Source organism: Streptomyces sp. NPDC003023 (assembly GCF_042888225.1).
In the GTDB taxonomy this organism is placed as follows: Bacteria; Actinomycetota; Actinomycetes; order Streptomycetales; family Streptomycetaceae; genus Streptomyces.
On the sequence record NZ_JBIAPL010000013.1, the window covers coordinates 14,905 to 36,864 of the forward strand.

Consider the following 21,960-nt stretch of genomic DNA (forward strand, 5'->3'; position numbering starts at 1 on the left):
GGTGTGCGGTGAGTCAACCGTCACGCCGCTCCGGCGTCAATACTTCACGCTGAGATCCACAGAATCCCAAGTTCTGGGCCGCTGAGGCGAGTTCTGTGTTCAGAGTCTGAATGCGCGAGGTCTTGACGGGCGCGCACGGCGGGAGTTCACTCACGCCCCGTCCCCCACACCTCAGCCGAGAGGGCCATGTCCATGGCACGACCGATGAGAACCATTCGCATTCTGCTGGCCGGCGCGCTGGCCACGGCCGGGCTGACCGGCCTGACCGCCGGCACCGCCCAGGCCGTGGGCGAGCAGGTGAACATCTGGCTCACCACGACGGACGACAGCGGCGGCCGGCATGTCACCCGCGGGCTGCAGCAGCAGACACCCGTCAACTTCCAGGCCGGCACCGGCGGTGGCGGCACCGTCGTCAACGTCGACGAGAACACCCGCTACCAGACCTTCACCGGCGGCGGCGCGTCCTTCACCGACACCGCCGCCTGGCTGATGAAGGGCAGCGGCGCGCTGTCACAGGCGACGCGTGACGCGACGATGAGGAAGCTGTTCTCGCCCACCGACGGCATCGGACTGTCCTTCGTACGGAATCCGATGGGCGGCTCCGACCTGGCGCGCTTCGGCTACACGTACAACGACCTGCCGGCCGGACAGACCGACCCGTCGCTGTCCCGGTTCTCCATCGCCCACGATCTCCAGGACGTCCTGCCGCTCACCAAGCAGGCCCGGCAGCTCAATCCGCAGCTCACCCTGGTGGCCTCCCCCTGGACGGCACCCGCCTGGATGAAGGACAGCGGACAGCTCAACGGCGGCTGGCTCAAGGCGGAGAACTACGGCACGTACGCCGACTACTTCGTGAAGTACCTCCAGGCCTGGCGCGACCAGGGCGTCCCGGTCGACTACGTCACCGCGCAGAACGAGCCGACGTGCTGCAGCGGCTACCCGTCCATGAGCTGGAACGCCTCCGGGCTCGCGTACTTCACCAAGAGCGAGTTGCTCCCCAAGCTCGCGAACGCCGGTCTGCCGGCCAAGGTGCTCGCCCACGACTGGAACTGGGACACCTACGACGCGTACGCGGCGCAGACCGTGAACGACGCGGCGGTCCGCAGCCACCCGAACTTCGGCGGTGTCGCCTGGCACGGCTACGGCGGCAACGTCTCCAAGCAGACGGACGTCCACAACCAGTATCCGCAGCTGGACGCCTTCCAGACCGAGCACTCCGGCGGCACCTGGATCGCGAACCAGCAGCGCGAGGACATGATGAACATCATCGACTACACCCGTAACTGGGCGAAGTCGGTGACCAAGTGGTCCCTCGCGGTCGACCAGAACCGCGGCCCGCACAACGGCGGCTGCGGCACCTGCGACGGACTGATCACCGTCCACAACGGCGACTCACGGCACGGTCAGGTGGACTACACCATCGAGTACTACACGATGGGCCACCTCACGAAGTTCGTGAAGCCCGGCGCACACCGGATCGCGTCCACCGGCAGCTCCACCGTCCCGAACGTGGCCTGGCGCAACCCGGACGGCTCGAAGGCCCTCATCGCGTACAACGACTCGTCGAGCGCTCGGACGATGTCCGTCAACTGGGGCGGGCAGCACTACACGTACTCGCTGCCGGGCAGGACGTCCGCGACGTTCACCTGGTCCGGCACCCAGTCGGGCGGCTCCGAGCAGACCGGGACGCTGGTCGGCCTCGGCGGCAAGTGCCTGGACGTGGCGGGCGGCTCCTCTGCCGACGGCACGGCGGTCCAGCTGTGGGACTGCAACGGTTCGGCCGCCCAGCGCTGGACCCTCCGCTCCGACGGCTCCGTCCAGGCGCTCGGCAAGTGCCTGGACGTCACGTCGGGTTCGACGGCGGACGGTGCGAAGGTCCAGCTGTGGAGCTGCAACGGTTCGGGCGCACAGCGGTGGCGTCACGAATCGTCCACCGCGGACCTGGTGAACGTCCCGGCGGACAAGTGCCTCGACGCCTCTGACAACTCGTCGGCGAACGGGACCCGGGCGCAGATCTGGTCGTGCACCGGGGCCGCGAACCAGAAGTGGCGGCTGCAGAGCTGATTGATTCGGGAGGAGCGCGGGCGGGGCGGGCCGGTGGACCGGCCCGCCCCCGCTCGCGGCTGCCGCGTCGCGCGGCTGCTCCGTCGCGGGGCCCGCGCCGGCTACTCCGTCGGTTCGACGCCCGCGCGCAGCAGGCCGTAGGTGTAGGCGTCCTCCAGTGCCTGCCAGGACGCGGCGATGATGTTGTCCGCGACACCGACCGTGGCCCACTCCGCCGCGCCGTCGCCGGTCGTGATCAGCACGCGCGTGGTGGAGCCGGTCCCGTGACGGCCCTCGAGGATACGGACCTTGTAGTCGATCAGCTCGAACTTCGCGAGCTGCGGGTAGATCTTCTCCAGCGCCACCCGCATCGCCCGGTCCAGCGCGTTGACCGGGCCGTTGCCCTCCGCGGTGGCCACGATGCGCTCGCCCTTGGCCCACAGCTTCACCGTGGCCTCGTTGGCGTGCGTGCCGTCCGGGCGGTCCTCGACGATCGCCCGCCACGACTCGGTGCGGTAGTAGCGGCGGGCCCTGCCCTCCGCCTCCGCGCGCAGCAGGAGTTCGAAGGACGCGTCGGCGGCCTCGTAGGTGTAGCCCTTGAGCTCGCGCTCCTTGACCCGCTCGACGACCCGGCCCACCAGCTCGCGGTTGCCGCCGAGGTCGATGCCGAGTTCCTTGCCCTTGAGCTCGATCGAGGCGCGTCCTGCCATGTCGGAGACGAGCATCCGCATGGTGTTGCCGACCTGCTCGGGGTCGATGTGCTGGTACAGGTCGGGGTCGACCTTGATCGCCGAGGCGTGCAGGCCGGCCTTGTGGGCGAAGGCGGAGACTCCCACGTACGGCTGATGGGTGGAGGGCGTCAGGTTGACGACCTCCGCGATGGCGTGCGAGATGCGGGTCATGTCCGCGAGCGCGCCGTCGGGCAGCACCTTCTTGCCGTACTTGAGCTCCAGCGCGGCGACGACCGGGAAGAGGTTGGCGTTGCCGACCCGCTCGCCGTAGCCGTTGGCCGTGCACTGGACGTGCGTGGCACCGGCGTCGACGGCGGCCAGGGTGTTGGCGACGGCGCAGCCGGTGTCGTCCTGGGCGTGGATCCCCAGGCGGGCGCCGGTGTCGGCGAGGACGGTGGAGACCACGGCCTGGACCTGGGCGGGCAGCATGCCGCCGTTGGTGTCGCACAGGATGACGACGTCGGCGCCGGCCTCGTACGCGGTCGTGACGACGGCCTTGGCGTACGCGGGGTTCGCGCGGTAGCCGTCGAAGAAGTGCTCACAGTCGACGAACACCCGGCGGCCCTGTTCGCGCAGATAGGAGACGGTGTCCCGGACCATCTCCAGGTTCTCGTCCAGGGTCGTGCGCAGGGCGAGCTCGACGTGGCGGTCGTGCGACTTTGCGACCAGGGTGATCACCGGAGCGCCCGACTCGAGGAGTGCCTTGACCTGGGGGTCCTCGCTCGCCATGGCACCGGCGCGGCGGGTCGCGCCGAACGCGACGAGCTGGGCGTGCCGGAAGGTGATCTCCTGCCGGGCGCGCGCGAAGAACTCGGTGTCCCGCGGGTTCGCCCCCGGCCAGCCGCCCTCGATGAAGCCCACACCGAAGTCGTCGAGGTGCCTGGCGATGGTCAGCTTGTCCGCGACCGTGAGGTTGATGCCCTCACGCTGGGCACCGTCACGCAGTGTGGTGTCGAAGACGTGGAAACCGTCGTCGACGTGCTGGGTCCGGTCACCTGCGTTGGTGGTCATGCTGTCCTGACTCCTGTCGGATGAGTGGCTCCGGAATGTCTGGCTCCACTTGCCCCCATCATCGCGCGCTGCTCGCCTCCGGCCGCGGGTGAGGCCGTAAAACGAAAAAACCCCTCGCGGGTGCGAGAGGTCTGCGCGCGGGTCTGGGGCACGGTGCCGCCTGCCGCGGGATTTCTGTCCACGGGTCAGCGGTCACTGCGGACCGGCGCGCTGCTGCCGATAATCATGGCGAACGAGAGCACGGCCGAAGTCTGCCACAGGTTCGTCCGTGTCTGGACGGGAGTCTCACGATGCGGTCGGGGCGCGGCCGGGGCCGCTGCGCGGGGCGTGTTCCCCGCCCGTTCCCGCTGTACCGATGTGCGGCTCCCCGCGTGGCGGGCTCCGCGCGGTGTTTCCGGGGGCCCTGCCCCCGGACCCCCGCGCCTCAAACGCCGGCGAGGCTGTAGTTGCCCGCCGGCCGGCTGACGTCGCGCAGCGGCATCTCAGCCCGCTGGGGGCACCACCCCCGGCCACCGCCCGTCAGGGCGGCGCACGGGGGACGGGGTCGGCCCCGGTTTCGGGAAAAGGGCGGGGAGGGGGACGGCGCCGCAGACGCCCACTACCGCAGCAGCGTCTCCGTCACGAACTCGTCCACATGCGCCAGGACCTGCTCGCGCCCCGCGCCCGGTATCCCCACGGCGACGTGGACGCTGAAGCCGTCGAGCAGCGCCCGCAGTCTCGCGGCGAAGCGGTCGGGGTCCACGCCTGCGCGGAACTCGCCGTGTGAGATGCCCTCGGCGAGCAGCGCCACCAGGTCGCGGTGCCAGGCGCCCTCGATCGCGGCCTGGCGGCCGCGCATGTCGGCGTCGGTGTTCTGCGAGCGGTTCCAGACCTCGAGCCAGAGCGTCCAGTGGGGGTCGCGCGGACCGTCGGGCACGTACAGGGCGATGTACGCGTCGAGCCGCTCGCGGGCCGGTGCCTGCCCGGAGAGCAGCGCGCCGCGCTCCAGGCCGAGGCGGCCCTCGCTCCATTCCAGGGTCTGCAGCAGCAGCTCGTCCTTCGTACGGAAGTAGTACAGGAGGTGCCCGCTGCTCATTCCGACCTCGCGGCCAAGTCCGGCCATGGTCAGCCCGTCGAGCCCGCGCTCGGCGATGGTCGCCATGGCGGCGGCGAGAAGCGCCTCACGCGGCGGCGCGGGCTGGTGGCGGCGGCGGGGGCCGGCGGGGCTGGTGCTGGTCACTCGTACGTTCTACCCGATCGGGGGTGCTGAACGGCCACGGTCAGACCTTCGGCTGCTGCTGCGTGATGCAGTGGATGCCGCCTCCGCCGGCGAAGATCGCCCGCGCGTCGACCAGGGTCACGGTCCTCTCGGGGAAGAGGCGCCGGAAGATGCCGGCCGCGATCTCGTCCCTCGGGTCGTCGAAGCCGCACAGCACCACACCGCCGTTGCAGATGTAGTGGTTGATGTACGAGTAGTCGACCCATTCGCCCTCGTCGTCGACGAGGACCGTCGGGGCGGGGACCTCCACGACCTCCAGGCGACGGCCCTTGGCGTCCGTCTGGGCGGCGAGCAGGGCGACGTTGGCCTTGCACGGTTCGTGGTCGGGGTGGGACGGGTCGGGCTGGGTGTGGACGACCACGACGCCGGGGCGGGCGAAGGCCGCGACGATGTCCACGTGGCCGCGGGTGCCGTACATCCCGTAGTCGCCGGTGAGACCGCGCGGCAGCCAGATCGCCTTCTTCGTGCCGAGCCGGGCGTGGATCTCCGCCTCGACCTCGGCGCGGGTCCATTCGGGGTTGCGCTCCGGGCCGAGCTGCACCGTGTCCGTGAGCAGGACGGTGCCCTCCCCGTCGACGTGGATCGCGCCGCCCTCGTTGACCAGCGGGGAGGGGTGCACGGGGACGCCTGCGAGGTCCGCGACGTGACGGGCGATCTTGGCGTCGTGCTCCCAGCGCGCCCAGTCCGCCGCGCCCCAGCCGTTGAAGACCCAGTCGACGGCGGCGAGCCGCGAGCCGTCGGTGACGAACGTGGGGCCGATGTCGCGCATCCACGCGTCGTCCAGGTCGCGTTCGACGATGTCGATGTCCGGGCCGAGGAGTTCACGGGCGGAGGCGGACTGGCCGGTACCGGCGACGACGGTCACCGGCTCGAAGCGCCGTACGGCACGCGCCACCGAGGCCCATGCGCTGCGGGCCCCGGCGAGTTCGGCGTCGTCGGTGAACGTGGGGTTCGGGCCCGGCCAGGCCATCCAGGTGCGCTCGTGCGGGGTCCACTCGGCGGGCATGCGGAAGGTCATCGAAGGATCCTCAGAGGAAGTAGAGGCGGTTGAGGGAGATCGACTCGGCCGGCTCGGAGCGGACGGGGTCGCCGTCGAGCGTGACGAGTCCCGTGCGGCCGTCCACGGACACGTCTCCGACACGGGAGTTGAGCAGCAGGTCGCCGGGGCCGATGCCCCGTGTGCCGCGTACGGCGACACGGCGGCGGCGCGTCGGCATCAGGTCGGACCCGAGGTCCACCGCGGCCTGCGCCACGAAGGCGACCGAGATGTCGGCCGGGGTCGCCCCGTACGCGCCGAACTGCGGCCCGAGGACGAGCGGTTCGCAGGTGTCCGTCGCGGCGTTCGGGTCACCGGTGACTCCGTACGCGGGGAACCCGGACTTGAGCACCAGTTGCGGTTTCGCACCGAAGAACTCGGGCCGCCACAGGACGATGTCGGCCATCTTGCCGACCTCGATGGAACCGATCTCGTGGGCCAGTCCGTGGGCGATCGCCGGGTTGATGGTCAGCTTGGCCATGTAGCGCAGGACACGCGCGTTGTCGTCGTGCGCGCCGTCGCCTTCCATCGGGCCGAGCTCGGCCTTCATCTTCCCGGCCATGGCGAAGGTGCGCCGCACGGTCTCGCCCGCGCGCCCCATGCCCTGCGCGTCCGAGGAGGTGATGCCGATCGCGCCGAGGTCGTGCAGCACGTCCTCCGCGCCCATGGTCCCGGAGCGGATCCGGTCCCGCGCCATGGCCGCGTCACCGGGGAGGTCGGTCTTGAGGTCGTGGACGGAGACGATCATCCCGTAGTGCTCGGCGACGGCGTCCCGCCCGAAGGGCAGGGTCGGATTGGTGGACGAGCCGATGACGTTGGGGACGCCGGCCATCTTGAGGACGTTCGGGACATGCCCGCCGCCGCAGCCCTCGATGTGGAAGGCGTGGATCGTACGGCCGTCGAGGACCCGCAGGGTGTCCTCGACGGACAGGCATTCGTTGAGGCCGTCGCTGTGCAGCGCGACCTGGACGTCGTGCTCGTCGGCGACCCGCAGCGCGGTGTCGAGGGCCCTGGTGTGCGCGCCCATGTCCTCGTGGACCTTGAAGCCGGAGGCACCGCCCTCGGCGAGGGCCTCCAGGAGGGGTGCGGGGTCGGAGGAGGAACCGCGGGCGAGGAAACCGATGTTGACGGGCCAGGCGTCGAACGCGTTGAAGGCGTGCCTCAGTGCCCAGGGCGAGTTGACGCCGACGCCCCAGACAGGGCCGAACTCCTGGCCGATGACGGTGGTGACGCCGGAGGCGAGCGAGGCCTCCATGATCCGCGGGGAGAGCAGGTGCACATGGGTGTCGACGGCGCCCGCCGTGGCGATCAGTCCTTCGCCGGAGACGATCGACGTGCCGGTGCCGACGACGACGTCCACCCCGTCGAGGGTGTCCGGGTTCCCGGCGCGCCCGATGGCGTGGATACGGCCTTCCCGGATGCCGACGGACACCTTGCGGATGCCCTGGACGGCGTCGACGACCAGCACGTTGCTGATGACGACGTCGCAGGTGTCGCGGACGGCGGCGGCCTTGAGGTGCAGGCCGTCGCGCGCGGTCTTTCCGAAGCCGGCCAGGAACTCGTCGCCGGGCTTCTGCGCGTCCGACTCGACCCGGACGACCAGGCCGGAGTCACCGAGGACGACCCGGTCCCCGGCGCGGGGCCCGTGCACGGACGCGTACTCGTACGGGTCCATCAGTTCTCCTCCGCTCCGAGGTAGCCGCAGGCCACGGCCCTGCGCAGGGCTTCTTCCTTCGCGCCGGGCGCGTCCAGCGGGCCGTCGACCAGGCCGGCGAAGCCGATGGCGATCCGGTCGCCGCCGATGGGCACGAGCCCGACCGCCACCTCGCCGCCGGGGTCGAAGCGGACCGAGGAGCCTGCCGGGACGGCGAGGCGCATGCCGTAGGAGGCGGCGCGATCGAAGCGGAGCCGCGGGTTCGCCTCGAAGAAGTGGAAGTGCGAGGTGACGCTGACGGGCACGGTCGCGGTGTTGCGCACCGTCAGCCGCAGCGCGGGTGCGGCCTCCTCGTGCGGCGGCGCGGGCAGTACCGCTCCCGGTGCCCGCTCACCCAGTCCCCCGCCGCCGATCGGGTCGGACACGACCGCGAGACGGGACCCGTCGTCGAAGACGGCCTCCACATGGACCTCGGTCACCACGTCCGCGACGCCCGGCAGGACGTCGTCGGGTCCGAGCACCGAGCGCGCGGCCTCGATCGCCTCTGCGAGCCTGCGTCCGTCGCGGGCCGCCTCGCAGACGGTGTCGGCTATGAGCGCGGTCGCCTCCGGCACGTTGAGCCGCAGGCCCCGGGCCCTGCGTGCCCGTGCCAGCTCGGCGGCGCCGAACAGCAGCAGCCGGTCGCGCTCGGTCGGGGTCAGTCGCACGTCACCACACCTCCAGATTTGAGTGTCACTCTAACAATGCCCCTCTCGGATCGAAACCATTGACTTCACACGAGGCATGGCTCACATTGAGCAGCACTCAATTAGAGCGTCACTCAAACCACAAGGAACAGGGGCAGCCCATGCCGGTGGAACAGCGCGGAGTCGACACCGTCCCCGAAGCGGAGCGCACCAGCACTCCGCGCGACCTCGTCGCCATCCTGCTGGGATCGAACCTCTGCCTGGGCGTGATCGTCTTCGGCTGGCTCCCGGTCTCCTTCGGGCTCGGCCTGTGGCCGTCCGTCACCTCCGTCGTCGCCGGCACGATCGTCGGCGTGGCCGTCACCGCCCCGCTGGCGCTCGTCTCCCTGCGCACCGCGACCAATCTGTCCACATCCAGCGGTGCGGCCTTCGGGGTGCGCGGCCGGCTCGTGGGGTCCGTCGTCGGCCTGCTGCTCTCGCTCGGCTACACCGCCCTGACGCTGTGGATCGGCGGCGACGTGGTGATCGGCACGCTGGCGCGGCTCGCCGGACTGCCCACCGGCGGCCTCGCCCACACCCTCGTCTACGCGCTGCTCGCCGCCTGCACCGTCGTGGGCGCCGTGTACGGCTACCGGCTGCTGCTGCGGCTCAGCAAGATCCTCGCCGTCGGCATGACCGGACTCCTGCTGCTGGGTGTCGTCGCCTACGCACCCGACCTGACCACGGCCGCGCCGCCGGACACCCCGTACCTGCTCGGCTCGTTCTGGCCGACCTGGGTACTGTCCGCCGTGGCCGCCGGGCTCAGCGGGCCGATCGCCTTCATCACCCTCCTCGGCGACTACACCCGCTACATCTCGCCGCTGCGCCACAGCTCCCGCCGGGTACTCGGCGCCACCTGCCTCGGCCTTGTCGCCGGACTGCTCGTGCCCCAGCTCTTCGGTACGTACACGGCGCTGGCGGCCCGCGCCGGACTGGACTACGCCGAACCGCTGGTCGCCGCCTCTCCGGCCTGGTACCTGGTCCCGCTGCTGGTCGCCGCCGCGGCCGGCTCCGTGGGCAACGCGGGACTGATGCTGTACTCGATGGGCCTCGACCTCGACGCGATCCTGCCGCGCGCGACCCGCACCCGGGCCACCGTGGTGGTGGCGGCGGTGGCGACCGCGTTCGTCTTCCTCGGCCACTTCGTGTGGGACGCCCAGTCGGCGATGACCTCGTTCGTCCTGCTGCTCACGGCGGTCGGCACGCCCTGGGCCGTCATCACCCTGATGACGCACGTCCGCTGCGGCGGCTCCTACGACGCGGAGGCGCTGCAGGTCTACAACCGCCGCGCGCGGGGCGGCGTGTACTGGTTCCGTGCCGGCTGGAATCCGCGGGCCACGCTCTCGTGGGCGCTCGGCGCCGCGGTGGGGCTGGCCGCCGTCTCCACCCCGCTGTACGAGGGCCCTCTGCTCGCGCTGACCGGCGGGGTGGACTGCAGCTTCGTGCTGTCGGGGCTGGTGGGGGGTGTCGTGTACGCGGCGCTCGCGGTGCGGAGGGTGGGGGCGGGGTCAGGGGCCGCCGTGCGGGAGCCTGCGGTGCGGTGACGCGGGGCCGCGCCGGGGCCGCCGCGCACTACGGCGGTGACGCCGGACCGCCCCCGGGCCGCCGCGCACTACGGCAGTGGCACCGAACCGCCCCCGGGCCGCCGGGACCACTGCCCGCCTGCGGCGGCGGCCCCGGACCACGCCCGGGCCGCCGCGCACTACGGCAGTGACGCGGGACCGCGCCCGGGGTGCGGTGACGCGGGGCGGCGCCGGGGCCGCTGCGCGGGCCAGTCCCCTACCCGCCCCCTCCTGCTGCACCACTTTGCGGCTCCGCCGCGTGGCGGCTTCGCCCGGACCCGTTCACCGCGCTGCGCGCGGTGTTTCGGGGGGCCGGGCCGCTGTACCGCCCTGGCGGTTGGTGTACCGCGCTTCGCGCGGTGGCCTCGAACGCCGGCCGGGCTCCAAGGAGAGCGGGACCGGAGCCCGAGGCGTCGCAATCGCACCTGCCCCTGGGTCAGGCCAGTTCGTGGGACCAGCCGTGGACGTCGGCCGCCTTGCCGGTCTGGATGTCGAGCAGCGCCTCGCGGAGCTTCATCGTGACCTCACCCGGCTCGCCCCCGGACTGCTCCCACTCGCCACGGGCGCTCTTGACCGTGCCGACCGGGGTGATCACCGCGGCCGTGCCGCAGGCGAAGACCTCCTTGAGGGTGCCGTTCTCCGTGTCGGCCTGCCACTGGTCGATGGAGATGCGGCCCTCCTCCGAGCCGTAGCCGAGGTCCTTGGCCAGGGTGAGGAGCGAGTCGCGGGTGATGCCCGCGAGCAGCGAGCCGGTGAGCTCGGGAGTGACGATCTTGAGGTCGCCGCCGGAGCCGGTCTCGTAGACGAAGTAGAGGTTCATGCCACCCAGCTCCTCGACCCACTTGTGCTCGACGGCGTCGAGGTAGGCGACCTGGGCGCAGCCCCTCTGCGCGGCCTCGGCCTGCGCGAGCAGCGACGCGGCGTAGTTGCCGCCGGTCTTGGCATCTCCCATGCCGCCGGGGACGGCGCGGACCCGGTCCTCGGACAGCCAGATCGAGACGGGCTTCACGCCGCCGGGGAAGTAGGCGCCGGCCGGGGAGGCGATGACGAGGAAGAGGTACTCGTTGGCCGGCTTCACACCGAGGCCGACCTCGGTCGCGATCATGAACGGGCGCAGGTAGAGCGACTCCTCGCCGCCGTGCGCCGGAACCCATGCCTTGTCCTGCTGGACCAGGGCGTCACAGGCGGCGATGAAGGTGTCGGCCGGCAGCTCGGGCATCGCGAGCCTGCGGGCGGAGCGCTGGAAGCGCTCGGCGTTGGCCTCGGGGCGGAAGGTGGCGACGGAGCCGTCCGGACGGCGGTAGGCCTTGAGCCCCTCGAAGATCTCCTGCGCGTAGTGCAGGGTCATGTTGGCGGGGTCCATGGACAGCGGCCCGTACGGAACGAGCTGGCCGTCGTGCCAGCCACGCCCCTCCGTCCACTTGATCATGACCATGTGGTCGGTGAAGTGGCGGCCGAATCCCGGGTTGGCCAGGATCGCCTCGCGCTCCGCGTCGGACAGCGGGTTCGAGGAGGGCTTGAGCTCGATCGTGGGCGTCGTCATGAGTGCAGTGTCCTTCACCGGTTGTCTGTGACGGACCGCGCTCACGTCGACTGCTTGGACGTCCGAGCATCGCCTGGCATCACGGTCCACGTTCGATTATCGCGCGTGGGTGACCGTGCATGGAACGGCGTGAATGCGGCCCAGGTTCGATGGTGGCACCCGGAGGCCGCACAGCAAAAGCCGCCGGGCGCGGTGTGGGATGCGACCCGGCGGCTTCAGGGGGTGTCCGGGGACGCCCCCGGAATCGACTTCCGGCGGGTCAGCTCGCTACTCGTACCGCGAGCGCGTCGCCGATCTCGTCCGTCGTGCGGACGGCGTTGGGGGCCCCTCCCGTGCCCGAGGGGCTACGGGGGAGCTCCGCAAGGTCGGCGGCGACCGCGTCCTCGATGCGGACGGCCTCGTTCTCGTGTCCGAGGTGCCGCAGCAGCAGGGCGACGGAGAGCACGGTCGCGGTGGGGTCGGCCTTGCCGGTGCCCGCGATGTCGGGCGCGGAGCCGTGCACGGGCTCGAACATCGACGGGAACTCACCGGTCGGGTTGATGTTGCCCGAGGCGGCCAGGCCGATGCCGCCGGTCACGGCGGCGGCGAGGTCGGTGAGGATGTCACCGAAGAGGTTGTCGGTGACGATGACGTCGAAGCGCTCCGGCTGGGTGACGAAGAAGATCGTCGCGGCGTCGACGTGCAGATAGTCGGTGGTGACCTGGGGGTACTCCTGGCCGACCCGGTCGAAGATGTTCTTCCACATGTGGCCCGCGTACACGAGAACGTTGTTCTTGTGCACGAGCGTCAGCTTCTTGCGGGGGCGGGAGGCTGCGCGCTCGTACGCGTCGCGGACGACGCGCTCCACGCCGTACGCGGTGTTGAGGCTGACCTCGGTGGCGACCTCCGCGGGCGTGCCGGTGCGCAGGGAGCCGCCGTTGCCCGTGTACGGGCCCTCGGTGCCCTCGCGGACGACGACGAAGTCGATGTCCGGGCGGCCGGCCAGCGGGGTGGCCGTGCCCGGGAACAGCTTCGACGGACGCAGGTTCACGTAGTGGTCGAAGGCGAACCGCAGCTTCAGCAGCAGACCGCGCTCCAGCACACCGGACGGCACCGACGGGTCGCCGATGGCGCCGAGGAGGATGGCGTCGTGGCCCTTGAGGGAGTCGAGCTCCGCGTCGGGGAGTGTCTCTCCGGTGCGGTGCCAGCGCTGGGCGCCGAGGTCGTACTCCTTGGTCTCCAGCTTCACATCCTCAGGCAGGACCGCGGCAAGGACCTTCAGGCCCTGCGCCACGACCTCCTGGCCGATGCCGTCACCGGGGACAACTGCGAGATTGATGCTGCGTGACATGTCGGCACCCTACTCCCCGTCCCATCCAATGACATGAGACGTCCATCATGTGGACTTGCCATGGGTGGGACGGGGCCGGTGGTCGTCAGTGGCCGGTGGAGCCGCCGTTGTCACGGCGGTCGAGGGCGCGCTGCAGGGCGGCGGCGGCGTTCTTGCGGTCGGACTCGCCGGTGCGGGAGGCGTGGCGGACTCGGCGGACGGTCACAGCGGTCATGGTGATCGACTCCTTGAGATCAGAAGAGATTTCGAGGCGCCGGAAGGGGCGGGGAGTGGTGCCGCAGGGATTGCCTGCCAGGGGGCACGGACTCACGGCCGCCATTCGCTGGATCGAGCGAGACGTTCGGCTTCTACAAAGTTAGGACAGCTCGGCCGCTCTGTCTCCACAATTACTCGGACTTCCTACTATCTGAGACGCGATCACCGCGGCCGCACCTCGCGGGGGCCGGCGAGGTGCGGCCGAGTCCTGTCGTCCGTCGTTCAGAGCCTGCCGCCCGTGAGGCGGGACAGCGGCCCGCGCTGCCGGAGGCCGACGCGGCGGCCGAGCGCGTACGAGCCGACGACCGCGGTGGCCACCCCCGTACCCGCCCCGGCCACCACCGCCTTGCGTGCCTTCACCAGGGACCAGACCACGCCGGCCCGGCCCGCGGCCGTCTCCGCCGCGGAGACGGCTGTGCGCCGGACGGTCCTCGCGGCGGCGGCCGCCTTCCGGGTGGTGGCGTCGCCGATGTCGCGCACGGACCCCACCGTCTGCCGGCCGGCGTCCGTCGCCGTCTCCTCGGCCCGACGTGCCGCTCGCGTTCCGGCGTTGCCGGTCGTACGTGCCCTGGTCGTGTTCTTCTTGGTCTCAGCCATGCGTCTCGGGTATCCGGCATACGCCGCCGCAAACTGAGCCCTCGTCAAGCCCGTTCCGCCGCGCACATGGAGCCGCCCCCGTTGCGGCGTGGGGGCCGGGACGGGGGCGGAGCCTGGGGGCGACCTGTCGGTCAGCCCATGTGCGGGTACGTGTAGTCCGTCGGCGGGACCAGCGTCTCCTTGATGGCGCGGGTCAGCGTCCAGCGCATCAGGTTCTGCGGGGCGCCGGCCTTGTCGTTGGTGCCGGAGGCGCGGCCGCCGCCGAAGGGCTGCTGGCCGACGACGGCGCCGGTCGACTTGTCGTTGATGTAGAAGTTGCCCGCCGCGTAGCGGAGCTTCTCCATGGCGTCGGCCGCCGCGGCACGGTCGCCGGCGATGATCGAGCCGGTCAGCGCGTACGCCGACACCGACTCCATCTGCTCCAGCATCTCCTCGTACTTGTCGTCCTCGTAGACATGGACGGCGAGGATCGGGCCGAAGTACTCGGTCGTGAAGACCTCGTTGTCGGCGTCGGAGCACTCGATGACGGTCGGGCGGACGAAGTAGCCCGTGGAGTCGTCGTAGCTGCCGCCGGCGACGACCGTGCAGGTCGGGTCGGACTTCGCCCGGTCGATCGCGGCCTTGTTCTTCGCGAACGCACGCTCGTCGATGACGGCGCCGATGAAGTTCGTCAGGTCGGTGACGTCACCCATCCGGATGGCGTCGACCTCGGCGGCGAACTCCTCCTTGAAACCGGAGTTCCAGATCGAGGCGGGGACGTACGCGCGCGAGGACGCGGAGCACTTCTGGCCCTGGAACTCGAACGAGCCGCGGGTCAGCGCCGTCTTGAGGATGGCGCGGTCGGCGCTCGGGTGGGCGACGACGAAGTCCTTGCCGCCGGTCTCGCCGACGATCCGCGGGTAGGAACGGTACTTCTCGATGTTGTTGCCGACCGTCTTCCACAGGTGCTGGAAGGTGCGGGTCGAACCGGTGAAGTGGATGCCGGCGAGCATCGGGTGCTCGAGGGCCACCTCGGAGACGGCGATGCCGTCTCCGGTCACCAGGTTGATGACGCCCTTGGGCAGACCGGCCTCCTCCAGGAGCTGCATCAGCAGCACGGCGGCGTGGGTCTGCGTCGGGGACGGCTTCCAGACGACGACGTTGCCCATCAGGGCGGGCGCGGTCGGCAGGTTGCCGGCGATGGCGGTGAAGTTGAACGGGGTGATCGCGTAGACGAAGCCCTCGAGCGGGCGGTGGTCCATGCGGTTCCACACGCCCGGCGAGTTGGCCGGGGGCTGCTCGGCCAGGATGTCGCGGGCGTACTTGACGTTGAAGCGCCAGAAGTCGATGAGCTCGCAGGGGGTGTCGATCTCGGCCTGCTGGGCGGTCTTCGACTGGCCGAGCATGGTGGAGGCGGCCAGCGTCTCGCGCCACGGGCCGGACAGCAGCTCCGCGGCGCGCAGGATGATCGCGGCGCGGTCGTCGAAGGACATCGCGCGCCACGCGGGCGCGGCGGCGAGGGCGGCGTCGATCGCGTCCTGCGCGTCCTGCTGGGTGGCGGCGGCGAAGGTGCCGATGACGGCCTTGTGGTTGTGCGGCTGCACGACGTCGACGCGCTCGCCGCCGCCCATCCGCTTCACTCCGCCGATCGTCATCGGCAGCTCGATCGGGTTCTCTGCCAGCTCCTTGAGCTTGGCTTCGAGGCGGATGCGCTCGGGCGAGCCGGGGGCGTAGCCGTGCACCGGCTCGTTGACCGGGGCGGGGACCTGGGTCACAGCGTCCATGGGTTACCTCTTCCGAGTGATGTGCCGACTTCAGCCGGGAGGAACTGAAGTCCTGTACGTATGTTGGGCTGCGGTCAGGGCTTGACCGTCACGAGCTCGCTTCGGCGAGTGACCGAGAAGCCTCAAGGGGCGGAGTCACGGGTTCCGTTGCTCCTTCGGGAAACAGATCGGAACGGGTCCGGCGCAGCCGGGCGGAGAGCGGTGGTTGTCGCTTCCCAGGATGCACCTGGAAAGGCGACAACCACCGGTCACCCTCTTGTGATCATCGAGCGGAGGAAGAAGAGCAGGTTGGCCGGCTTCTCGGCGAGGCGGCGCATGAAGTAGCCGTACCAGTCGGTGCCGTACGCGGTGTAGACGCGCATCCGGTGGCCCTCTGCGGCGAGCCTGACGTGCTCGTCGCTTCGGATGCCGTACAGCATCTGGAACTCGTACTCGTCGAGCTTGCGCCCGGCGCGGTGGGCCAGGTCCTGGGTGATGGCGATCAGGCGCGGGTCGTGCGACCCGATCATCGGGTAGCCGTCGCCCTCCATCAGGATCCTGAGGACGCGCACGTACGCCTTGTCGATCTCGGCCTTGTCCTGGTACGCGACGGAGGCGGGCTCCTTGTACGCGCCCTTCACGATGCGGACGCGACTGCCGGCGTCAGCGAGCCGGCGGGCGTCGTCCTCGGTGCGGAACAGGTAGGCCTGGATCACACAGCCGGTCTGGGGGAAGTCCTTGCGGAGCTCCTCGTGAATGGCAAACATCGAGTCGAGGGTGGTGTGGTCCTCGGCATCCAGCGTAACCGTCGTGCCGATGGCCGCGGCGGCCTCGACGACGGGGCGGACATTGGACAGCGCGAGCTCGTGCCCGCCCTCCAGTGCCTGGCCGAACATCGACAGCTTGACCGACATCTCGGCCTTCGTGCCGAGCCCGAGGCCCGCCAGGTGCTCGATCAGCTCGAGGTAGGCGTCGCGGGCGGCCGCGGCCTGCTCGCGTGTGGTGATGTCCTCGCCGACGACATCGAGGGTGACCTCGAGGCCCTTGGCGGCGGCGTCCTTGACGACGGGGACGACCTGCTCGACCGTCTCGCCGGCGATGAACCGGGCGACGACCTGCTTGGTCCCCGGTGCGGCGGACACGAAGCGGCGCATCTTGTCGCTGCGCGATGCGGCGAGGATCACGGGACCCAGCACGGGCACCTCCACGGAACAGGTGTTGAAGTGGCCGAAACCGAACGGTCCGGAAACGGCACGAAGAACCACCCTGAAACTAAGGATCGCGCCGAGCCCCTGCCATCGACAGCTGTCACGCATCCGTGTCCCGGATCTCAGACATATGTCTGAGAGGTGCGAGAATGGCGGGGTGAAGGGCGACTACCAGGACCTCGTCGACGAGATCTCCGCACTGCTGGCGACACCCGCGACGCTGGAGAACCGCGATTTCGGACTGATCGCCTTCGGCGCGCACGACAGCGACGACGACACGGCGATGGACCCCGTACGGACCCGTTCGATCCTGACCCGGAAGTCCACTCCGGCGGTGCGCGCCTGGTTCGAGGGCTTCGGCATCACCCGCGCGACAGGGCCGGTCCGTATCCCCGCCACGCCGGAGGCCGGCGTCTACCGTGACCGGATCTGTCTGCCCGTGCGGCACCACGGAGTCGCGCTCGGGTACGTGTGGCTGCTCGACGCGCGGCCGGGGCCGTCGGCGGCCCAGCTGACCGCCGCGATGGAGGTCGCGGACCGGATCGGCACGCTCCTCGCGGACGAGGAACGAGTCGGCGCCGACCTCTCCCGTGAACTGCGGGCGGCGCTCGCGGCGGAGCGTGGCTGGCAGTACGACATGGCGGTGGCCGAGCTGAGCACGGGACTGGGCGCGGGCGCGGAGGGACTGCACATCCTGGTGTGCGTGATGCCGTGGACCGCGCAGGACGCTCCGTCGGTACGGTCCCTGCCCGGCACGGCGGCACTGTGCACCCTGCCCCTGCCGGCCTCGACGGCCCCCGGGCCCGACGCACCCGTCGGCCCGGACGCCGTGGCCGCGCTGGTCCGGCTGCGCTCGGCCGGCAACCCCTCCCCCGCCAAGACCGTCGCGGCCCGGCTGAGTGCGGCCGCGGCGGGTGGCGCCGTCGTCGGCGCCGAGGGCCCGCGGACGGCCGGCGGCGCGGGCGCGGCCCGGCAGCCGGCCGGCGCCGCGGCGGGACTGGCCGCGCCGCGCCGCGGTCTGGGGGAGCTCGGCAGTGCCTGGCGGGAGGCGGTGTCGGCCGCGCGGGCCGCGCGGGCGGAGTCCCGGCTGGGGCCGGTCGCCCGGTGGCCGGACCTCGGGCCGTACCGTCTGCTGACGGCCCTTCCCGCGGACACGGCCGACGACCCGGCGGTGCGGGATCTGCTGGCCCCTTCGCACACGGAACTGGCCCGCACCGCCGAGGTGTTCCTCGACTCCGCGGGCCAGGCGGGCCGCACGGCGGCGGCACTCGGCATCCACCGCCAGACGCTCTACTACCGCCTCTCGCGCGTCGAGCAGCTCACCGGTCTGGATCTCGACGACGGCGAACACCGGCTGCTGCTGCACATGGCCCTCAAACTCGCACGGCTGTGACACCGACGGGCCACCGAGTCCCTTCGGCCGCGTTCATCACCTGCCGCAGCCCCTCGGCGGGTTCGTCCCCCACGGATCGCGGTCGCCGGGTCGAAGGTCCACTGGGCGGTCAGGCCCGTCATCAGCGTCATGCGGATTCGCCCAGCGTGTCGACGTCCTCCTGGAAGACGTCGGCCTCCTCGCCGCCCATGAGCATCGGGATGATGCCGCGCGCCCTCGCGCCGGACCTGGCCGGATGGTCGCGCACAGCGGGCACTTGGTCGCCCGTCACCACGATCTCCGGGCTCAGGCGCCACAGGGAGCCAGCGGGCCCGCCCCGGAAACGTCGCGGTCCCGGGCGACTTCTGCCCGGCGACGCGCACCGGCCCCCGGTCGCGGGCACAGGGCGGGCGACCGGGGGCCGGGCGGTGGGTCGTACGGGTCAGTCGGTGAGGTTGACCGAACGGGCGGACGCCGCGCCGATCTCCTCGGCGATCTCCGTGAGCACGGTCGCCGGGACCGTGTCGTCCACGGTCAGGACGACGAGCGCCTCGCCGCCCTCCTCGGCACGCGACACCTGCATGCCGGCGATGTTGAGACCGGCCTCGCCGAGGATGCGGCCGACGGTGCCGACGACACCCGGACGGTCCTCGTAGCGCAGGACGACCATGTGGTCGGCGAGGGCCAGATCCACGTCGTGCTCGCCGATGGCGACGATCTTCTGGAGGTGCTTGGGGCCCGCCAGCGTGCCGGAGACCGCGATCTCCTCACCGCCGGAGAGCGTGCCGCGCACGGTGACGACGTTGCGGTGGTCCGGGGACTCCGAGCTGGTCGTCAGGCGGACCTCGACACCGCGCTCCTGCGCGAACAGCGGCGCGTTGACATAGGAGACGGTCTCGTCGACGACGTCCTCGAACACGCCCTTGAGCGCGGACAGTTCGAGCACCTTGACGTCGTGCTGGGTGATCTCGCCGTACACCTCGACGTCGAGACGGACCGCGACCTCACCCGCGAGAGCGGTGAAGATGCGGCCGAGCTTCTCGGCGAGCGGCAGACCGGGACGCACGTCCTCGGCGATGACGCCGCCCTGGACGTTGACCGCGTCGGGCACGAGCTCACCGGCGAGCGCGAGGCGCACCGAGCGGGCGACGGCGATACCGGCCTTCTCCTGGGCCTCGTCCGTGGACGCCCCGAGGTGCGGGGTGCAGACGACCTGGTCCAGCTCGAACAGCGGGGAGTCGGTGCAGGGCTCCTTCGCGTACACGTCGAGTCCCGCGCCGGCGACCCGGCCCTCCTTGAGCGCCGAGTACAGCGCCGCCTCGTCCACGATGCCGCCGCGTGCGGCGTTGACGATGCGGACGGCCGGCTTGACCTTGTGGAGCGCCTCGTCGCCGATCAGGCCGAGCGTCTCGGGGGTCTTGGGCAGGTGGACGGTGATGAAGTCGGAGACCTCGAGCAGCTCGTCGAGCGAGAGCAGCTTGACACCCATCTGGGCGGCGCGGGCGGGCTGCACGTACGGGTCGAACGCGACGATCTTCATGCCGAAGGCCGACATGCGCTGCGCGACCAGGACGCCGATGCGGCCGAGGCCGACGACACCGAGGGTCTTCTCACTGAGCTCGACGCCCGTGTACTTGGAGCGCTTCCACTCGCCGTTCTTCAGGGCGGTGTTGGCCTGCGGGATGTTGCGCGCGGTGGCGACGAGCAGGCCGCAGGCGAGCTCGGCGGCGGTGACGATGTTGGACGTCGGAGCGTTGACGACCATCACGCCGGCCTTGGTGGCGGCGGAGACGTCCACGTTGTCCAGGCCCACGCCGGCGCGGGCCACGACGCGCAGCTTCCTGGCGGCGGCGATGGCCTCCGCGTCGACCTTGGTGGCAGAGCGGACCAGGATCGCGTCGACGTCGGCGATGGCGGGCAGGAGCTCCGCGCGGTCGGCGCCGTTGCAGTGCCGGATCTCGAAGTCCGGGCCCAGCGCGTCGACGGTGGCGGGCGACAGCTCTTCAGCGATGAGTACGACAGGTTTCGAGCTCACGTGAGTCCTCACATGTCCGGTGCAGACGGCCGTCCCGACGGCCGCAGCGGTGGAGGGGGCTAGCCGCGTGGAAGACGCACGACACTGTGGGCCTGACGCGTGTGTTGATGAGTGTAGTGGTGCCGCGCAGTGCGCCTTGCGCCTCGGTGGCAGGATCACTCGTCCGTGGCTGGACGAAGTGGCGGGGCGAGGGGGCCGGTGCCGGCCCCCTCGCCCCTGAGGATCACGCCTCGTCGTTGTCGACCCAGCTCATGAGCTTGCGCAGCTCCTTGCCGGTGGTCTCCAGCAGGTGCTCGGAGTCCTGGGTCTTGTACTCGTTGTACTTCTTCAGACCGCCGTGGTACTCGTCCATCCAGTTCTTGGCGAAGGTGCCGTCCTGGATCTCGGTGAGGACCTTCTTCATCTCGGCCTTGGTGGCGTCCGTGATGATGCGGGGGCCGGTGACGTAGTCGCCCCACTCGGCGGTCTCGGAGACCGACCAGCGCATCTTCTCCAGGCCGCCCTCGTACATGAGGTCCACGATCAGCTTCAGCTCGTGGAGGCACTCGAAGTACGCGATCTCCGGCTGGTAGCCGGCCTCGGTCAGGGTCTCGAAGCCCGCCTTGACCAGCGCCGCGGTGCCACCGCAGAGGACGGCCTGCTCACCGAAGAGGTCGGTCTCGGTCTCTTCCTTGAACGTCGTCTTGATGACGCCGGCGCGGGTGCCGCCGATGCCCTTGGCGTACGACAGCGCCAGGTCGAAGGCCTTGCCCGTGGCGTCCTGCTCGACGGCGGCGATGCAGGGAACGCCGCGGCCCTCCTCGTACTGGCGGCGGACCAGGTGGCCCGGGCCCTTGGGGGCGACCATGGCGACGTCGACACCGGCCGGCGGCTGGATGAAGCCGAAGCGGACGTTGAGGCCGTGGCCGAAGAACAGCGCGTCGCCGTCCTTCAGGTTGTCCTTGATCGACTCCTCGTAGACCTGGGCCTGGATCGGGTCCGGGACGAGGATCATGATGACGTCGGCCTCCGCGGCGGCCTCGGCGGGCGTCACGACGCGCAGGCCCTGCTCCTCGGCCTTGGCCTTGGACTTGGAGCCCTCGTGCAGACCGACGCGGACGTCCACACCGGAGTCACGCAGCGACAGCGCGTGGGCGTGGCCCTGGCTGCCGTAGCCGATGACCGCGACCTTGCGGTTCTGGATGATGGACAGGTCGGCATCGTCGTCGTAGAACAGCTCGGCCACTGGGATATCTCCTTGGTGTGCACGTCTTGGGATGACGCAGTTTGCGTCCCACCGTACGGCGGGATGGATCGGGGGGTCTCGGGGTCTCGCCAGGCGAGAAACGGTGCTACGCGCTGCGTTCCAGCGCGCGCAGCGACCGGTCCGTGATGGACCGGGCACCACGCCCTATGGCGATCGTGCCGGACTGCACGAGCTCCTTGATGCCGAACTGCTCCAGCATCTTCAGCATCGCCTCGAGCTTGTCACTCGAACCGGTGGCCTCGATGGTGACCGCGTCGGGTGAGACGTCGACGGTCTTGGCGCGGAACAGCTGGACGATCTCGACGATCTTGGAGCGGGTCTCGTTGTCGGCGCGGACCTTCACCAGGACGAGTTCGCGCTGGATGGCGGAGCCCGGTTCGAGTTCGACGATCTTCAGGACGTTGACGAGCTTGTTGAGTTGCTTGGTCACCTGCTCGAGCGGCAGGTCCTCGACTCCCACCACGATGGTGATGCGTGAGATGTCGGGGTGCTCGGTGACACCGACGGCGAGCGAGTCGATGTTGAAGCCGCGGCGGGAGAACAGGGCGGCGATCCTCGCCAGGATGCCGGGGGTGTTCTCCACCAGGACGGAGAGCGTGTGCTTGGACATGT

At 70.7% G+C, this 21,960-nt stretch carries 18 protein-coding genes; 3 read left to right on the forward strand and 15 right to left on the reverse strand.

Going from position 1 to position 21,960, the window contains the following annotated elements; genetic code table 11:
* Window positions 1-192 precede the first annotated feature (192 nt).
* Window positions 193-2,064 (forward strand): ricin-type beta-trefoil lectin domain protein, encoded by a 1,872-nt coding sequence (locus tag ACFYV1_RS30490; RefSeq protein ID WP_389398846.1) that lies wholly within the window; start codon window positions 193-195, stop codon window positions 2,062-2,064.
* Window positions 2,065-2,165: 101 nt separating this feature from the next.
* On the opposite strand, the gene cimA is transcribed toward ACFYV1_RS30490, so the two are convergent.
* From cimA to ureA, 5 genes are all read right to left on the reverse strand, one after another.
* Window positions 2,166-3,785 (reverse strand): citramalate synthase, encoded by a 1,620-nt coding sequence (gene cimA, locus ACFYV1_RS30495; RefSeq protein WP_389398847.1) that lies wholly within the window; start codon window positions 3,783-3,785, stop codon window positions 2,166-2,168.
* Window positions 3,786-4,383: 598 nt separating this feature from the next.
* Complete coding sequence (locus ACFYV1_RS30500; RefSeq protein WP_389398848.1) at window positions 4,384-5,004, reverse strand: TetR/AcrR family transcriptional regulator; 621 nt, start codon at window positions 5,002-5,004, stop codon at window positions 4,384-4,386.
* Window positions 5,005-5,044: 40 nt separating this feature from the next.
* Window positions 5,045-6,061, reverse strand: a complete 1,017-nt coding sequence (locus tag ACFYV1_RS30505; RefSeq protein WP_389398849.1) for an agmatine/peptidylarginine deiminase — start codon at window positions 6,059-6,061, stop codon at window positions 5,045-5,047.
* Between the two features lie 10 nt (window positions 6,062-6,071).
* Window positions 6,072-7,754, reverse strand: coding sequence for an urease subunit alpha (locus tag ACFYV1_RS30510; RefSeq protein WP_389398850.1), 1,683 nt, complete (start codon window positions 7,752-7,754; stop codon window positions 6,072-6,074).
* The gene (ureA, locus tag ACFYV1_RS30515) at window positions 7,754-8,440 is read right to left on the reverse strand and encodes an urease subunit gamma (protein ID WP_389398851.1); all 687 of its coding nucleotides are present in this window, start codon (window positions 8,438-8,440) and stop codon (window positions 7,754-7,756) included. The genes ACFYV1_RS30510 and ureA overlap by 1 nt, the downstream gene beginning before the upstream one ends.
* Window positions 8,441-8,580: 140 nt before the next feature.
* Between ureA and ACFYV1_RS30520 the strand changes: the two genes are divergently transcribed.
* Window positions 8,581-10,002 carry a cytosine permease gene (locus ACFYV1_RS30520; protein WP_389398852.1) on the forward strand — a complete coding sequence of 474 codons (1,422 nt, stop codon included), beginning with the start codon at window positions 8,581-8,583 and terminating at the stop codon, window positions 10,000-10,002.
* Between the two features lie 454 nt (window positions 10,003-10,456).
* On the opposite strand, the gene ACFYV1_RS30525 is transcribed toward ACFYV1_RS30520, so the two are convergent.
* The 6 genes from ACFYV1_RS30525 to ACFYV1_RS30550 form a co-directional block, all read right to left on the reverse strand.
* Window positions 10,457-11,563, reverse strand: a complete 1,107-nt coding sequence (locus tag ACFYV1_RS30525; RefSeq protein ID WP_389398853.1) for a branched-chain amino acid aminotransferase — start codon at window positions 11,561-11,563, stop codon at window positions 10,457-10,459.
* 259 nt (window positions 11,564-11,822) lie between these two features.
* The gene (locus ACFYV1_RS30530; RefSeq protein ID WP_389398854.1) at window positions 11,823-12,893 is read right to left on the reverse strand and encodes a 3-isopropylmalate dehydrogenase; all 1,071 of its coding nucleotides are present in this window, start codon (window positions 12,891-12,893) and stop codon (window positions 11,823-11,825) included.
* Window positions 12,894-12,978: 85 nt separating this feature from the next.
* On the reverse strand, window positions 12,979-13,107 hold the full coding sequence (locus ACFYV1_RS30535; protein ID WP_389398855.1) for a hypothetical protein: 129 nt from the start codon (window positions 13,105-13,107) through the stop codon (window positions 12,979-12,981).
* A 263-nt stretch (window positions 13,108-13,370) separates the two neighbouring features.
* The gene (locus tag ACFYV1_RS30540; protein WP_389398856.1) at window positions 13,371-13,745 is read right to left on the reverse strand and encodes a hypothetical protein; all 375 of its coding nucleotides are present in this window, start codon (window positions 13,743-13,745) and stop codon (window positions 13,371-13,373) included.
* 131 nt (window positions 13,746-13,876) lie between these two features.
* On the reverse strand, window positions 13,877-15,508 hold the full coding sequence (pruA, locus tag ACFYV1_RS30545) for an L-glutamate gamma-semialdehyde dehydrogenase (protein WP_389398857.1): 1,632 nt from the start codon (window positions 15,506-15,508) through the stop codon (window positions 13,877-13,879).
* 248 nt (window positions 15,509-15,756) lie between these two features.
* Complete coding sequence (locus tag ACFYV1_RS30550) at window positions 15,757-16,683, reverse strand: proline dehydrogenase family protein (protein ID WP_389398858.1); 927 nt, start codon at window positions 16,681-16,683, stop codon at window positions 15,757-15,759.
* A 169-nt stretch (window positions 16,684-16,852) separates the two neighbouring features.
* On the opposite strand from ACFYV1_RS30550, the gene ACFYV1_RS30555 reads away from it, so the two are divergent.
* On the forward strand, window positions 16,853-18,088 hold the full coding sequence (locus ACFYV1_RS30555) for a PucR family transcriptional regulator (protein WP_389398859.1): 1,236 nt from the start codon (window positions 16,853-16,855) through the stop codon (window positions 18,086-18,088).
* A 127-nt stretch (window positions 18,089-18,215) separates the two neighbouring features.
* Here ACFYV1_RS30555 and ACFYV1_RS30560 read toward each other — a convergent pair whose 3' ends face one another.
* The 4 genes from ACFYV1_RS30560 to ilvN all read right to left on the reverse strand — a co-directional run bounded on the left by ACFYV1_RS30560 (window position 18,216) and on the right by ilvN (window position 21,958).
* Window positions 18,216-18,359 (reverse strand): hypothetical protein, encoded by a 144-nt coding sequence (locus ACFYV1_RS30560; protein WP_389398860.1) that lies wholly within the window; start codon window positions 18,357-18,359, stop codon window positions 18,216-18,218.
* Between the two features lie 150 nt (window positions 18,360-18,509).
* Window positions 18,510-20,102 (reverse strand): phosphoglycerate dehydrogenase, encoded by a 1,593-nt coding sequence (gene serA, locus ACFYV1_RS30565; protein ID WP_389398861.1) that lies wholly within the window; start codon window positions 20,100-20,102, stop codon window positions 18,510-18,512.
* A 223-nt stretch (window positions 20,103-20,325) separates the two neighbouring features.
* Window positions 20,326-21,327, reverse strand: coding sequence for a ketol-acid reductoisomerase (gene ilvC / locus ACFYV1_RS30570; protein WP_389398862.1), 1,002 nt, complete (start codon window positions 21,325-21,327; stop codon window positions 20,326-20,328).
* 106 nt (window positions 21,328-21,433) lie between these two features.
* Window positions 21,434-21,958, reverse strand: a complete 525-nt coding sequence (gene ilvN, locus ACFYV1_RS30575) for an acetolactate synthase small subunit (protein WP_389398863.1) — start codon at window positions 21,956-21,958, stop codon at window positions 21,434-21,436.
* Window positions 21,959-21,960: the final 2 nt, after the last annotated feature.

Coding starts and splice junctions, on each gene's coding strand:
- ACFYV1_RS30490 (WP_389398846.1), top strand. CDS start 193: ATGGCACGACCGATGAGAACCATTCGCATTCTGCTGGCCGGCGCGCTG.
- cimA (WP_389398847.1), bottom strand. CDS start 3,785: ATGACCACCAACGCAGGTGACCGGACCCAGCACGTCGACGACGGTTTC.
- ACFYV1_RS30505 (WP_389398849.1), bottom strand. CDS start 6,061: ATGACCTTCCGCATGCCCGCCGAGTGGACCCCGCACGAGCGCACCTGG.
- ACFYV1_RS30510 (WP_389398850.1), bottom strand. CDS start 7,754: ATGGACCCGTACGAGTACGCGTCCGTGCACGGGCCCCGCGCCGGGGAC.
- ACFYV1_RS30520 (WP_389398852.1), top strand. CDS start 8,581: ATGCCGGTGGAACAGCGCGGAGTCGACACCGTCCCCGAAGCGGAGCGC.
- ACFYV1_RS30525 (WP_389398853.1), bottom strand. CDS start 11,563: ATGACGACGCCCACGATCGAGCTCAAGCCCTCCTCGAACCCGCTGTCC.
- ACFYV1_RS30530 (WP_389398854.1), bottom strand. CDS start 12,893: ATGTCACGCAGCATCAATCTCGCAGTTGTCCCCGGTGACGGCATCGGC.
- ACFYV1_RS30535 (WP_389398855.1), bottom strand. CDS start 13,107: ATGACCGCTGTGACCGTCCGCCGAGTCCGCCACGCCTCCCGCACCGGC.
- ACFYV1_RS30540 (WP_389398856.1), bottom strand. CDS start 13,745: ATGGCTGAGACCAAGAAGAACACGACCAGGGCACGTACGACCGGCAAC.
- pruA (WP_389398857.1), bottom strand. CDS start 15,508: ATGGACGCTGTGACCCAGGTCCCCGCCCCGGTCAACGAGCCGGTGCAC.
- ilvN (WP_389398863.1), bottom strand. CDS start 21,958: ATGTCCAAGCACACGCTCTCCGTCCTGGTGGAGAACACCCCCGGCATC.